Source organism: Klebsiella sp. RIT-PI-d, from assembly GCF_001187865.1.
GTDB lineage: Bacteria > Pseudomonadota > Gammaproteobacteria > Enterobacterales > Enterobacteriaceae > Superficieibacter.
The window spans coordinates 1,876,928-1,890,170 of record NZ_LGIT01000009.1; the positions used below are offsets into that span (position 1 = coordinate 1,876,928).

A 13,243-nucleotide genomic window follows, 5' to 3' on the forward strand; every position below is an offset into this window, starting at 1 on the left:
GTGCCTCTTTTGCCTGATGAATACGATCAGCTGCGATGCCTCACCGCGCGCAGGAACTCCTGACGGGTATTCTGGCTCGACTTGAACAGTCCGCCCAGAGAGGTTGTGGTAGTGGCACTGGTGGCATCACGAATGCCGCGCGCTTTAACACAATAATGCACTGCATCAATAGATACCGCGACATTATTGGTGCCCAGCAGCGTTTGTAGCGCCGTCAGGATCTGCTGCGTCAGACGTTCCTGAACCTGAGGACGCTGGGCAAAAAACTGCACAATGCGGTTAATTTTGGACAGGCCAATCACCGACTCTTTCGGGATATAGGCGACCGTCGCATGACCATCAATGGTCACAAAATGATGTTCGCAGGTGCTGGTCAGCGTGATATCCCGCACCGTCACCATTTCATCCACTTTCATTTTATTTTCAATAACGGTAATTTTCGGGAAATTGGCGTAATCCAGCCCGGAAAAAATTTCGTCAACGTACATTTTGGCGATACGTTTTGGCGTTTCCATCAGGCTGTCATCGCTCAGATCGAGATTTAGCAGCTGCATAATTTCGGTCATATGCCCGGAAATCAGGCGTTTTCGGGTATCGTTGTCCATATCGTGCACCGGCGGGCGCAGAGGCGTTTCCAGCCCGCGAGCAACCAGCGCTTCATGAACAAGTGCAGCTTCTTTACTGAGTAATGACATCGTTATAGTTCTCCGGCAGGTGTGACTGCCTTTGCCTTGATTGAGCAAAGTGCGTACATATTGTGCGTGAGGCGGCGCACATAATCCAGTATTCACCATATTAATTATTGCAATTGCTGTTGCCTTTGGCTATGCGGTTTCCATACCAGTGCGCCGGCAATCAGCAATGCTATACCCGCCACGCCCAGCGCAGGCTCCAGACGGTGAGTCAGCCAGCTTGATAATGCTGACGTCATCGGCCCCACTAACTGGCCAACGGCATAGACCGTGGTCAGCAACCCGGCCATATAGCGAGTGTGATCCGGAGCCAGCTCGCGACCATACTGTAATGAGAGCTGAAGCGCGCAGAGAAAACCGCCGCCCACCAGTACGGCACCGAGCACCAGACCCGTCATGCCAGGAACAAGCCAGGCAGCCAGCACGCCTGCCGCCTGCAACCACAGTACGACGGCCAGCCGCTGGTAGCTGTGGCCCACATTGCGCATGAGAATACTGAGTGCAATACCCACGATCGCTGCCGCGCCGAATAACGGCCAGACGAACTGGGCTAACACGCTCCCCGGAAACCGCAGCGCCGCCATCTGCGACAAAAATGTCGCAGGTAAAATATAGCCAAAACCGGCGAGAGCATAACTCCAGACCAGCCGTTTCAGATCGGCCGTCAATATCAGCGGGACAGGGACTTCACCGCGGCGATGCAGCGCACCGGGACGAGGTAAATAGCGGGCAATAAAAGCAATTAAAATCAGCGCCAGCAGGCCATAGATGAGCCAGGCATCGGATGCGTTTACGGCTTTGGCCTGAATGGCCACCGCCAGCAAACCGGTCATCACAATACCGCCTCCCGGCCCGGCGAACACGGCTGCACTCAGGCCGGGACGCCCCAGACGGGAGAGCTGTTCGTTAGTCCAGCCGGCTATCATTACCATTGTCCAGCCGCTCATTGCGCCAATAGCGAAACGCAGCGCGCCGTGTACCAGCGGATTATCGGCCAGCGCCGAGAAAAAAGTCAGCGCTATAACGCCAAAAATACCGATGTAGAGCCGCAGTTCGACATGGCGATGGGCGCGCATGGCATCCCACGCGCCAGCCAGATAGCCCAGATAATTTATCGCTGCCACCAGCCCGGCGCTGGTAAGGGTAAGCTGTCCATCGGCGATCATCAGCGGAACCTGAGGCGTAAAAGCAAAGCGCCCTATTCCCATTGCGACGACCAGAACAATAAAGCCGCTGAACGCGATCCGCAGCGCCATGTCCACCTCAGGTGTTAATGTAAAGTTATGTTTATGATGCAATATGTGTGAGTCATGGGGAAGTGAAAATTACTCACCGCAGGTGAATCGCCTGTATGATGTTAAAATGTTTTTACATTATGACCAGGGAGCCTCTATGGAACTGCTCGAAGAACACCGCTGTTTTGAAGGCTGGCAGCAACGCTGGCGGCACGACTCTACCACGCTGAAGTGCACCATGACATTCAGCATCTTTCTCCCGCCGCCGCGCCAGGCTACCCCGCCACCGGTACTGTACTGGCTGTCGGGTTTAACCTGCAATGATGAAAACTTTACCACTAAAGCCGGCGCCCAGCGCGTTGCGGCTGAGCTGGGTATCGTACTGGTGATGCCGGACACCAGCCCACGCGGTGATGAGGTGGCCGATGATGAGGGCTACGATCTGGGCAAAGGCGCGGGGTTTTACCTTAACGCCACGCAACCGCCGTGGGCGGCCCATTATCAGATGTACGATTATTTACGCGATGAATTGCCTGCGCTGATCCAGGATAAATTCAGCGTCTGCGATCGCAGCGCGATTAGCGGCCATTCAATGGGCGGCCACGGCGCATTAATCATGGCGCTGAAAAACCCCGGTAAATACACCAGCGTGTCGGCCTTCGCGCCTATCGTGAATCCGCTTAACGTGCCGTGGGGCCAAAAAGCGTTCAGGGCCTATCTGGGCGAAGATACTGCTGCCTGGCAGGCGTGGGATAGCTGCGCGTTAATGCAGACTGCTGCGCAAGAACACCGTATACCGATGCTTATCGATCAGGGCGACAGCGATCAGTTCCTTGCCGATCAGCTTCAGCCTGCACGTCTGACAGAGGTCGCAAAAGAGCGCAACTGGCCGCTGACCCTGCGCAGCCAGCCGGGATACGATCATAGCTACTATTTCATTGCCTCATTTATTGAGGATCATCTGCGCTTTCACGCCGGTCATCTGCTGAAATAAAAAAAGCCCGGCAGTGTATTTCATCTGCCGGGCTTATCATCTTCTCAGGAAGCGTTATTTCTTGAATCGTTCCGGGAAGTGCATATCCCGGTAACTCACAAAGTGCGTCCCTTTGCTGAACTTATAACCGAACCAGATAAGAAGGAATAGCGGGATACCGATATAGGTCGCCGCAACGCTGCCCCAGTCAATAGTATCGTTAAGGAACGCTTCATAGTTCTGGCCCAGAGTAATGATCAGACACAGTACAAAAGCGAAGATCGGACCGAATGGGAAGAAGCCAGAACGGTACGGCAGATCGTTAATATCGTTGCCCTGCAGCACATAGCCACGACGGAAGCGATAGTGGCTGATCGCAATCCCAAGCCACGCAATGAAGCCGGTCATGCCGGACGTGTTCAGCAACCACAGATAAACGGTTTGGTTACCAAACATGGAGGTCAGGAAGCATAAACCGGCTACCACGGTGGTGGCATACAGCGCATTACGCGGCACACCGCCTTTTGACAGCCGGGAAAAAATACGCGGCGCTTTACCATCGCAGGCCAGGGTGTACAGCATACGGGTCGAGGCATACATACCTGAGTTACCGGCCGACAGTACTGCGGTCAGGATCACCGCATTCATGACCGCCGCCGCAGACAGCAGACCGGCGTGCTGGAACACCAGGGTGAACGGGCTGACGCTGATATCTTTCACGTCATTACGCAGCAGGCTCGGATCGGTATACGGGATAATAAGGCTGATTATCAGGATCGCGAAGACATAGAACAGCAGGATACGCCAGAAGACCTGACGCACCGCGCGCGGAATGTTTTTCTCCGGCTCTTCAGATTCCCCGGCGGCAATACCGATAAGCTCCGTGCCCTGGAAAGAGAAGCCAACAATCATTGCCACACCGATCATCGCCGCAAATCCCCCGGCGAATGGCGCTTCGCCAATGCTCCAGTTACTCCAGCCTGCCGGCTTAGCGCCCTGGAAAATCCCGAGGATCATCATAACGCCGACGATAATAAAGATAATGACCGTCGCAACTTTAATCAGCGAGAACCAGTATTCTGCTTCACCGAAGCCTTTTACCGAGATGTAGTTCAGCAGGAAAATCACGCATAAAAACAGCGCGCTCCAGATCCAGCCGGGCGTATCCGGGAACCACCAGTTCATGACCAGCTGCGCGGCAACCAGATCGACGGCGATGGTGACCGCCCAGTTATACCAGTAGTTCCAGCCCAGCGCGAAGCCAAAGCCTTCTTCGACATATTGCTGCCCGTAAGTGGCAAAAGAGCCGGATACCGGCATATATGCCGCCAGTTCACCCAGACTGGTCATCAGGAAATAAACCATCAACCCAATCAGAATATAAGATAATAGCGCGCCACCGGGGCCGGCCTGAGAAATTGTCGCCCCGGAGGCAACAAATAAACCTGTACCAATAGAGCCGCCAATGGCAATCATCGTCAGGTGACGCGCCTTCAGTTCGCGACGTAACGCGGGCGCTTGTGTGGTTTTATTTTGCGAAACCATAGGAAAATACTGTCCATCCGTCAATCGAGGCGCGATTGTAGCAGACCAAACGGCTCTCATCCGGCACAAATGCGCAGTTATAAGAGAGCTTCATGATCCTGTCGGGATTATAAGTAAAGCAGTCGCTTTACCTTCTGGCGAGTTATTCGAACAGACAATAACAGGCGTGAAGAAAGCAACATTAGCTGCCGCAGTACGTCAGAAAACGCACTAACGCTTTTGACAACCGCTTCTGACGATGACTAATGCGCCATAACGTCCGGGTCAAACGCGGCACCGGTGCTTTTACCTCACACAGCGTACCCGCCGCCAGCTGTTCAGCAATAACGCGCCGGGAAAGACAACTGATCCCCAGACCATGACGCACCGCATGTTTAATAGCCTCAGAGTTACCTAATTCCATACCCAGCCGGAATTGCGGCAGATGTGAGAGCAGCAGGAAGTCGACAATTTCGCGCGTACCGGAACCGTGTTCACGCAGGATCCACGGCGCACTGGCCAGAGAATCCAGCGTTACGGGTGCATTAAACAGGGGTGAGGTCGGCGCGGCAAAGATCGTTAATTCATCTTCAAGCCACGGTTCTGCAATAATATCGACATGGTGACATGGTCCTTCAATAAGCCCGATGTCAACGCGAAAATCCGCTACGGCATTGACCACATCCTGGCTGTTACCCACGCTCATCTCAAGCGGCAACTCGGGAAAGTCATGCCGGTAGCGGGCGATCACTTCCGGCAGAATATAGTTGCCGATAGTACTGCTCGCCGAGACGCGGATGGCCCCGTTATCCTCTTTAAACAGTTTTTCGATTTCTCCCGCATCCTCAAGCAATAACCGCGCGCGCGGATACAGCAGGCGTCCATGCTCATTCACCACCAGCCGTTTGCCCACCCGATCAAAAAGCTGAACGCCAAGTTGCCCCTCCAGATCGGTTAATGCCGCACTCACTGCAGATTGCGACAGTGAGAGCATTTGCGATGCCTGGGTGGTTGAGCTGCATTTAAGGACTTCAACAAACACTTCAATTTGACGCAGCGTAATATGCATAACGGCTCCTGGGTCCGGATGACGGCGCTTACCACTTATTCTGATTAATTATAAATATATAATCAATTTTATTTTTATGTCGCCGCAGCATAACCTTATTCACCGACAAAGGAGAGGGTTATGACTGAACTTACCACACACATTATGCAGCGCCGTCCTGCACACTTGCTTCCGGGACTGCTCCTTAGCGCCGTGCTGGTCGGTATTTCACTGTGGGCTGGCGCATTCCCGGCGGTCGCAGGCGCAGGTTTTAGCGTTCTGACGCTGGCTATTCTGCTCGGCATGATCGTGGGTAATACGGTGTATTCCGCTATCAGCCCACGTTGCGATGCGGGCGTACAGTTTGCCAAACAGCATCTGCTGCGCCTGGGGATCATTCTTTATGGCTTTCGCCTCACGTTTTCACAAATTACAGATGTCGGTGCCAGCGGCGTATTGATCGATATTCTGACGCTCTCCAGCACCTTTCTGATCGCCTGTTTTGTCGGGCAAAAGTGGTTTGGTCTGGATAAGCAAACCACCTGGCTTATTGGCGCTGGCAGCAGTATCTGCGGCGCGGCGGCAGTGCTGGCAACGGAGCCGGTCGTCAAAGCTGATGCCAGTAAAGTTACGGTGGCGGTGGCGACGGTGGTTATTTTTGGCACGTTCGCTATTTTTCTGTATCCGGCGATGTATCACCTGCTCGACACGTGGTGTAGCCCGCAGACCTACGGCATCTATATCGGTTCGACAATACATGAAGTGGCGCAGGTCGTTGCGGCGGGCCATGCGATAGCACCGCAGGCAGAAAATGCCGCGGTGATTGCCAAGATGATCCGGGTGATGATGCTGGCTCCCTTTTTGCTCATTCTGGCGGCCCGGGTTCGTCAACTCGCCCCGACCAGCGGCGGACAAAAAGGCAAAATTACTATTCCATGGTTTGCAGTGCTGTTTATTGGGGTGGCCATTTTTAACTCATTCCATCTGTTGCCAGAATCGGTAGTCGATGCGTTAACAATGATCGACACGCTCTTTCTCGCCATGGCAATGGCGGCCCTCGGGCTGACAACACACGTCAGCGCGCTGAAAAAAGCAGGCCTCAAACCGCTGCTCATGGCCCTGCTGCTGTTCATCTGGCTCATTGTCGGCGGCGGCGCGATCAATTTTGCCGTCCACGCGCTGTTGCGATAAAGCTTACAACTTCTCCCGGTTAACCCGCTATGATAGAGCGCTCTGCCCTGGCGGGTTTAACAGGAGTTTTTTATGAAGTATGTTGGAGCGCATGTCAGCGCTGCGGGCGGTCTGGCAAATGCTGTCACTCGCGCCGCTGAAATTAATGCGACTGCCTTTGCGCTGTTTACCAAAAATCAGCGCCAGTGGCGCGCCGCACCGTTAAGCGAAGACGGTATCGCGGCTTTTCAGCAGGCCTGCGAGAAACATCAGTTTTCTCCCGCACAGATCCTGCCGCATGACAGCTATTTAATTAATCTCGGCCACCCTGGCGCAGAGGCGCTGGAGAAATCGCGCGAGGCGTTTATTGATGAGCTGACGCGCTGTCAGCAGCTGGGGTTAACGCTGCTGAACTTCCATCCGGGAAGCCATTTGCAACAAATTCCGGAAGATGACTGCCTGGCGCGCATTGCTGAGTCAATTAATATGGCGCTGGATAAAACGCAGGGTGTCACCGCCGTTATCGAAAATACTGCCGGACAGGGCAGCAACCTTGGTTTTAAGTTCGAGCATCTGGCCGCCATCATTGACGGCGTTGAAGATAAGTCCCGCGTCGGCGTCTGTATTGATACCTGCCACGCCTTTGCCGCCGGCTATGATTTACGCAGCGCTGAAGAGACGGCGAAGACCTTCGCGGAGTTTGAGCGCATTGTCGGGTTTACTTATCTGCGCGGAATGCATCTTAACGATGCCAAAAGCCAGTTTGCCAGCCGGGTCGACCGTCACCACAGTCTGGGTGAAGGTAATATTGGCCACGATGCTTTTCGCTGGATCATGCAGGACTCCCGGTTTGACGGTATTCCATTGATTCTTGAGACGATTAATCCGGACATCTGGGCAGAAGAAATTGCGTGGTTAAAGGCACAGCAACTAGCCTGAGATAAAACCATAAAAAAGGGCCGATAAATCGGCCCTTTTTACCTGCACAGAGGATTACGCGACTTTCGCTGCCGTCTGTACATCCGGGCGTTTTACCAACGCGTAAGATATACCGGCAACCAGCGTACCGGCGACAATTGCCAGCAGATATCCCAGCACCGGCGTGATTGCTCCCGGGATCAGCAGCACAAACAGGCCGCCGTGCGGTGCCATCAGCTTTGCGCCTACCGCCATAGAAATGGCACCCGTGACTGCGCCGCCAACGATACAGCACGGCAGAACACGCATCGGATCGCGGGCGGCAAACGGGATCGCCCCTTCAGAGATGAAGCACAGCCCCAGTACCAGCGCCGCTTTACCGCCTTCACGCTGGCCTTTGTCGAACTTGCGTCCGGCAATCAGCGTTGCAAGGCCCATCGCCAGCGGTGGAACCATACCCGCCGCCATGATCGCCGCCATCGGCGCATACGTCTGCGTACTCAGCAGGCCAACCCCGAATGCGTAGGCCGCTTTGTTTACCGGACCACCCATATCGGTACACATCATCGCGCCCAGGATCGCACCCAGCAGAACGGCGTTAGCGGTGCCCATATTCTGCAACCATACGGTTAGCCAGTTCAGCAGCAGCGACACCGGTTGACCGATCAGGTAAATCATCGCCAGGCCAACAATCAGGCTGGAGAACAGCGGAATAATCAGGATCGGCTTTAGCGCTTCCATACTTTGCGGCAGTTTCACCTGAGTGCTGATAAGCTTCGCCGTGTAACCCGCCAGAAAACCGGCAATGATCCCGCCGATAAAGCCCGAGCCGCCGCTCACTGCCAGCATACCGCCGATAAGACCCGGCGTCAGGCCAGGACGGTCGGCAATAGAGAAGGCAATAAAGCCTGCCAGCACCGGTACCATCAACGCAAAGGCTGAACCGCCGCCAATCTGCATTAAGGCTGCCGCGAGGGTATCCTTAGTTTCAAACGCTTTGATGCCGAAGGCAAATGACAGCGCGATACACAGACCGCCTGCAACCACCATGGGCAGCATGTATGAGACGCCGGTTAACAGGTGACGATAAGCCCCTGCGCTCTCTTTTTTCGCGTCGGTAGTGGTTGCCGAACGCTGACCCGACGGCTGATACGGACGCGCTTCGGCCTGCGCTTTATCCAGCTCCTGCGCGGTTTTCTTCAGCGCCAGTCCGGTAGAGGTACGATACATCGGCTTACCGGCAAATTTCGCCAGGTCAACTTCGATATCGGCGGCCACAATCACCAGATCGGCCTGGGCCACTTCTTCCGGCGTAATCGCATTACCTGCCCCGACCGATCCGCGGGTTTCGACTTTTACCCACCAGCCGCGTTTTTTCGCTTCGGTTTCGATGGCCTCAGCCGCCATAAAGGTGTGAGCAACCCCGGTCGGACAGGCGGTAACGGCGACGATGCGTTTCGGGCCTGCTGGCGTGACTGATGCCACTGGCGCGGCAGCAGGCGCACTGTACGGTGTTGCCTGGGCTTGTGCTTCGCTTAAAAACAGATCCGCATGGGACACTGCGCGGTTAATATCGCCCAGAAAAACGTTTTTACCGTTTAGCGCACTGTCCGCAGGCAGTGCATTACCCAGAACAATTGCCAGTTCGGCATCGTCAGGATTATCGGTGATTTCAACATGTGCTTTTTGCGCCGCAGCACGTAACAGAGTCTTCGCCATATAGGCGCGGGCCTGTCCGAGACCGGCGTCAATAATCAGCAGCGTTTTCATTATGCCTCTCCTGCTGTCAATTAAAGGGTTGTAAGTCAACGCGCGCCATCATCGCGGCCAACTGGGTACGATCGGTAATGCCGACATTACTCTGGCTCACGGCCAGAGCAGCCACGGCGGTCGCCAGACGTAATGTGTGTTCGCTGGATTCACGCATCAGCAGGCCGTAAATCAGTCCGCCGACCATGGAGTCGCCGGCCCCTACCGTGCTGACAACGTCAACAGATGGCGGTTTGGCAATCCATTCGCCGGATGCGTTAACCCACAGCGCACCTTCGGAGCCGAGCGAGATAACCACGTGAGCAATCCCCTGCTCGCGCAACGCATGGGCCGCTTCAATTACATCCTGCAAATCAGGCAGTTTACGTCCGGCCCAAATCTCCAGTTCGCGGCGGTTGGGTTTAACCAGCCACGGTGCGGCTTTCAGACCGGCCACCAGCGCTTCACGGCTGCTGTCAAAAATAATGCACGGACACTGGCTACGCAGACGCGTCATCCAGTCGGTAAACGCTTCCGGGCTAACGCCGGCCGGCAGACTGCCGCTTACGCACACCATATCGAACTGTCCCAGCCAGCTCAGGGAGTCAGCAACAAAGCGCTCCCAGTCAGCCGCGGTGACGTCAAAACCGGAGAAGTTGAAATCTGTTACTTCGCCGTCTTTTTCGGTCAGCTTGACGTTAATACGCGTACGGCCCTGAACAACCTGAAACCGGTTAGCAATACCCAGCTCGCTGAACAGTTGCTGAAATCCGTCCTGGTTGTCTTTGCCGAGAAAACCGCCCACGGTCACGTCGATGCCTAAATCCTTCAGTACTTTGGCGACGTTGATGCCTTTACCGGCGGCATGAAGGCCGGTGGTGCGCACCAGATTGACTTCACCACGCTCGACTTCCGGGGTATATCCAACCAGGTCGTAAGCCGGGTTAAGCGTGATGGTTGCTACGCGACGGCTCATGCTGCGCCCTCCCCAAGACCGGCGGCAATGGCCGTTCCGATAGCGTTCAGCGCTTGTTCAGCATCGGCACCCTGCGCGGTAAAGCGCAGGCGATGGCCTTTTTTCACGCCCAGCGCAACCACTTTCATCAGGCTGCGACCGTTGGCAGGCTTGCCGCTGCCGTCGAGATTGGTAACGGTAATATCGCTGGTAAACTGCTTGATCGTGTTGACCAGCATGGTGCCGGGACGCGCATGAAGACCGTGTTCATTACGGATCACAAACTCGGCGTTCAGCACGTTGTCAGCCAATGCATCATCGCTGGTTAACAGCGCCAGCAACGTTGCGGCATCGGCTTTCAGCAGGCGGTCAGCTTTATTGTCAAGCAGGAGGCGGCTCAGGCGGTCGAGTACGGCAACAGGCTGAGTGTCCGCCATTGCTACCGTCAGCAGCAGACCAACCGGCTGCCCCTCGAGATCGAAAGCGGATGACGGACGGCTGACGGCGATGGCGCTGCGCAGATTGCCTTCAGCACTGTCGTTCAGCCATACGCCCTGCCCCAGGTTCAGCGGTTGCTCTGTGACTGCACGGGCAACAAAACCGGCATCCACCGCGCCCGCTTCTTTCAGGCGACCAGCGTTCAGCGCCTGCAACGTCACCAGATCGCTGGCGCTAATGTCCAGTGACAGGGTAGCATTATCGAGTTTCAGCATTTCACTCTGCTTTTCACCCATCAGCAGGGCACGCAGCTCTTCAGCCGTGGTGGCAGTTCTCAACTGTTCTGCCACAGAATCGTCGCTTAGTACGTGCGTCAACTGACGCAAAAGGCCCAGGTGTTCGTCAGAGCTGGCAGCAATACCGATAGCGACCCAGGCAGTCTGCCCTTCGCCCCAGGCCACGCCCTGTGGAAACTGATAAACCTGAACCCCGGTTTTCAGCACCCGATCGCGGGTGTCAGTGGTGCCGTGTGGAATGGCAATGCCATTGCCGAGAAAAGTGGAAGTCTGCTGCTCGCGAGCCAGCATGCCATCAACATAGCCATCAGCCACATTACCGGCCTGCACGAGCGCAGCGGCAATCTGACGAATGGCCTCTTCTTTATTCCCTGCCTGTTGGCCGGGATGAATATCCTGCACAGATAACTGGAACATGGGTCTCCTCTCCGCTGAATTGAATCGTTTCAGCTACATTGAGAAAAAATGCGCCATCCCGGTTACGGTTAATGGAAAGATGACGCTGAAACGTTTCAAGGAGTCTGGTACGTTCAGCGCTTTCCTGCAAGAAATGTTATGTTTTGGATAACAGAATTTAGAGCTACAGCACATTTCATGTCAAAAAGTGTCAATCTGCTGACGTACATAACAGGTTCGCAGACAGAACTTCAGCTTGTTCAGCCATTGCTGATAAATATGAAAAGTCGTTTTGATTTATTGTGCCGGATTTGATCGCCCACTCTATTTATTTTGACTGCACCAGCGTAAAATCCGGCGTCCTCCCATTAAGCCTGAACGATCCGATGCAAAATATGCCTGTCGCCTCTCCACCGCGCGCGTTTGATTTTACCTCCGCGTCCTTTTTGATCGTCGCCTTTCTGACGGGTATCGCAGGGGCATTGCAGACGCCGACGCTGAGTCTGTTTCTGACCAATGAAGTCCACGCCCGACCGGCGATGGTCGGCTTCTTTTTTACCGGTAGCGCAATCATTGGCATCGTGGTCAGCCAGTTTCTGGCCGGACGTTCGGATCGCAAAGGCGATCGTAAAAGCCTGATTGTTTTTTGCTGTGTGCTGGGCGTGCTGGCGTGCCTGTTATTTGCCTGGAACCGGAACTACTTTATTTTGCTGTTTATTGGCGTTTTCTTAAGTAGCTTTGGCTCGACGGCTAACCCGCAAATGTTCGCTCTGGCACGTGAACACGCCGACCGCACCGGACGTGAAGCGGTAATGTTCAGCTCGATTCTGCGGGCGCAGGTTTCGCTGGCGTGGGTCATTGGTCCGCCGCTGGCCTATGCGCTGGCGATGGGATTTGGCTTTACCGCAATGTATCTCAGCGCTGGCGTAGCATTTATGGTGTGCGGCGTAATGGTTCGTTTATTTTTGCCGACCATGCCGAAGCTCGTGACAGCGGCGTCGGGCAGCATCGAAGCGCCGCGCCGCAACCGCCGCGATACGCTGTTACTGTTCGTGATTTGTACGCTGATGTGGGGCACCAATAGCCTGTACATCATCAATATGCCGCTGTTTATCATTAACGAATTGCATCTGCCGGAAAAACTCGCTGGCGTAATGATGGGAACGGCGGCGGGTCTTGAGATCCCCACCATGCTGATTGCTGGCTATTACGCAAAACGTTTTGGAAAACGCTTTCTGATGCGCATCGCCATCGTCGCCGGCCTGCTGTTTTATCTCGGTATGCTGACGGTACACACGCCTGCCCTGCTGCTGGCAATGCAGCTGCTTAACGCCATCTATATCGGTATTCTGGCCGGTATCGGTATGCTCTATTTTCAGGATCTGATGCCGGGTCAGGCCGGGTCAGCCACCACGTTATACAGCAACACCACGCGCGTGGGCTGGATCATCGCCGGTTCGCTGGCAGGGATCGTCGCCGAAATCTGGAGTTACCACGCGGTGTTCTGGATTGCCCTGTTTATGTGCATGGTCGGTTTTGCCTGTCTGATGCGTATTAAAGACGTTTAAGGGGCGGTCTGCATTTCGAGATCAATTAGCCATGTCATCGCCTGCGCGCGCGTCTCACCACACATCTCGGCAGAAGGCTGTAGCCCGGCGCACACTTTCGGGCGCAGCGGCGAGGTAAAAATCTTACAGCGCAGGTGTTCATCAAGCTGAATACAGGGGGTGTTTGCTGGCTTGCCGTCAGGCATGCCGGGGATGGGACTGGAAATAGAAGGTGCTGTGCAACAGGCACCGCAGTCCGCACGACATGGCATAATGACTCTCTTTTGAGCAGGCAACAGAAA

General features: G+C 54.9%; 12 protein-coding genes. 4 read left to right on the forward strand and 8 right to left on the reverse strand.

Annotation, left to right across the window (positions count from 1 at the left end):
* Window positions 1-26: 26 nt before the first annotated feature.
* Both folE and AC791_RS15150 read right to left on the reverse strand, forming a co-directional pair.
* A complete protein-coding gene (folE, locus tag AC791_RS15145; RefSeq protein ID WP_049841240.1) occupies window positions 27-695 on the reverse strand; it encodes a GTP cyclohydrolase I FolE in 669 nt (222 codons plus the stop codon).
* A gap of 104 nt (window positions 696-799) precedes the next feature.
* The gene (locus AC791_RS15150; RefSeq protein ID WP_049841241.1) at window positions 800-1,948 is read right to left on the reverse strand and encodes a YbfB/YjiJ family MFS transporter; all 1,149 of its coding nucleotides are present in this window, start codon (window positions 1,946-1,948) and stop codon (window positions 800-802) included.
* A 136-nt stretch (window positions 1,949-2,084) separates the two neighbouring features.
* On the opposite strand from AC791_RS15150, the gene fghA reads away from it, so the two are divergent.
* A complete protein-coding gene (gene fghA / locus AC791_RS15155; protein WP_049841649.1) occupies window positions 2,085-2,921 on the forward strand; it encodes an S-formylglutathione hydrolase in 837 nt (278 codons plus the stop codon).
* Between the two features lie 54 nt (window positions 2,922-2,975).
* Here the strand turns inward: fghA and AC791_RS15160 are convergent, their stop codons facing one another.
* Together AC791_RS15160 and yieE are read right to left on the reverse strand one after the other, a co-directional pair.
* Window positions 2,976-4,445 (reverse strand): amino acid permease, encoded by a 1,470-nt coding sequence (locus AC791_RS15160; protein ID WP_049841242.1) that lies wholly within the window; start codon window positions 4,443-4,445, stop codon window positions 2,976-2,978.
* A 181-nt stretch (window positions 4,446-4,626) separates the two neighbouring features.
* Entirely contained in the window at window positions 4,627-5,493 is an 867-nt protein-coding gene (gene yieE / locus AC791_RS15165; RefSeq protein ID WP_049841243.1) for a DNA-binding transcriptional regulator YeiE, read from the reverse strand.
* A gap of 120 nt (window positions 5,494-5,613) precedes the next feature.
* Here yieE and AC791_RS15170 point away from each other — a divergent pair, with 120 nt between their 5' ends.
* The gene (locus AC791_RS15170; protein ID WP_049841244.1) at window positions 5,614-6,663 is read left to right on the forward strand and encodes a YeiH family putative sulfate export transporter; all 1,050 of its coding nucleotides are present in this window, start codon (window positions 5,614-5,616) and stop codon (window positions 6,661-6,663) included.
* Between the two features lie 72 nt (window positions 6,664-6,735).
* Window positions 6,736-7,581: a deoxyribonuclease IV gene (gene nfo, locus AC791_RS15175; protein WP_049841245.1), complete on the forward strand. Its 846-nt coding sequence runs from the start codon at window positions 6,736-6,738 to the stop codon at window positions 7,579-7,581.
* A gap of 54 nt (window positions 7,582-7,635) precedes the next feature.
* Here the strand turns inward: nfo and fruA are convergent, their stop codons facing one another.
* The 3 genes from fruA to fruB are packed head-to-tail and all read right to left on the reverse strand — an operon-like array spanning window position 7,636 to window position 11,415.
* Entirely contained in the window at window positions 7,636-9,330 is a 1,695-nt protein-coding gene (fruA, locus tag AC791_RS15180) for a PTS fructose transporter subunit IIBC (RefSeq protein WP_049841246.1), read from the reverse strand.
* Window positions 9,331-9,346: 16 nt separating this feature from the next.
* The gene (gene fruK, locus AC791_RS15185; protein WP_049841247.1) at window positions 9,347-10,285 is read right to left on the reverse strand and encodes a 1-phosphofructokinase; all 939 of its coding nucleotides are present in this window, start codon (window positions 10,283-10,285) and stop codon (window positions 9,347-9,349) included.
* A complete protein-coding gene (gene fruB, locus AC791_RS15190; RefSeq protein ID WP_049841248.1) occupies window positions 10,282-11,415 on the reverse strand; it encodes a fused PTS fructose transporter subunit IIA/HPr protein in 1,134 nt (377 codons plus the stop codon). Before fruB ends, fruK begins: the two co-directional genes overlap by 4 nt.
* A 365-nt stretch (window positions 11,416-11,780) precedes the next feature.
* On the opposite strand from fruB, the gene setB reads away from it, so the two are divergent.
* Window positions 11,781-12,962, forward strand: coding sequence for a sugar efflux transporter SetB (setB, locus tag AC791_RS15195; RefSeq protein WP_049841650.1), 1,182 nt, complete (start codon window positions 11,781-11,783; stop codon window positions 12,960-12,962).
* On the opposite strand, the gene AC791_RS15200 is transcribed toward setB, so the two are convergent.
* Window positions 12,959-13,213, reverse strand: a complete 255-nt coding sequence (locus tag AC791_RS15200) for a YkgJ family cysteine cluster protein (protein ID WP_072094361.1) — start codon at window positions 13,211-13,213, stop codon at window positions 12,959-12,961. The genes setB and AC791_RS15200 overlap by 4 nt on opposite strands.
* Window positions 13,214-13,243 lie beyond the last annotated feature (30 nt).

What these genes read in the sequence shown, in the direction of transcription:
- folE (WP_049841240.1), bottom strand. Translation starts at nt 695, where the DNA reads ATGTCATTACTCAGTAAAGAAGCTGCACTTGTTCATGAAGCGCTGGTT.
- AC791_RS15150 (WP_049841241.1), bottom strand. Translation starts at nt 1,948, where the DNA reads ATGGCGCTGCGGATCGCGTTCAGCGGCTTTATTGTTCTGGTCGTCGCA.
- fghA (WP_049841649.1), top strand. Translation starts at nt 2,085, where the DNA reads ATGGAACTGCTCGAAGAACACCGCTGTTTTGAAGGCTGGCAGCAACGC.
- AC791_RS15160 (WP_049841242.1), bottom strand. Translation starts at nt 4,445, where the DNA reads ATGGTTTCGCAAAATAAAACCACACAAGCGCCCGCGTTACGTCGCGAA.
- yieE (WP_049841243.1), bottom strand. Translation starts at nt 5,493, where the DNA reads ATGCATATTACGCTGCGTCAAATTGAAGTGTTTGTTGAAGTCCTTAAA.
- AC791_RS15170 (WP_049841244.1), top strand. Translation starts at nt 5,614, where the DNA reads ATGACTGAACTTACCACACACATTATGCAGCGCCGTCCTGCACACTTG.
- nfo (WP_049841245.1), top strand. Translation starts at nt 6,736, where the DNA reads ATGAAGTATGTTGGAGCGCATGTCAGCGCTGCGGGCGGTCTGGCAAAT.
- fruA (WP_049841246.1), bottom strand. Translation starts at nt 9,330, where the DNA reads ATGAAAACGCTGCTGATTATTGACGCCGGTCTCGGACAGGCCCGCGCC.
- fruK (WP_049841247.1), bottom strand. Translation starts at nt 10,285, where the DNA reads ATGAGCCGTCGCGTAGCAACCATCACGCTTAACCCGGCTTACGACCTG.
- fruB (WP_049841248.1), bottom strand. Translation starts at nt 11,415, where the DNA reads ATGTTCCAGTTATCTGTGCAGGATATTCATCCCGGCCAACAGGCAGGG.
- setB (WP_049841650.1), top strand. Translation starts at nt 11,781, where the DNA reads ATGCAAAATATGCCTGTCGCCTCTCCACCGCGCGCGTTTGATTTTACC.
- AC791_RS15200 (WP_072094361.1), bottom strand. Translation starts at nt 13,213, where the DNA reads ATGCCATGTCGTGCGGACTGCGGTGCCTGTTGCACAGCACCTTCTATT.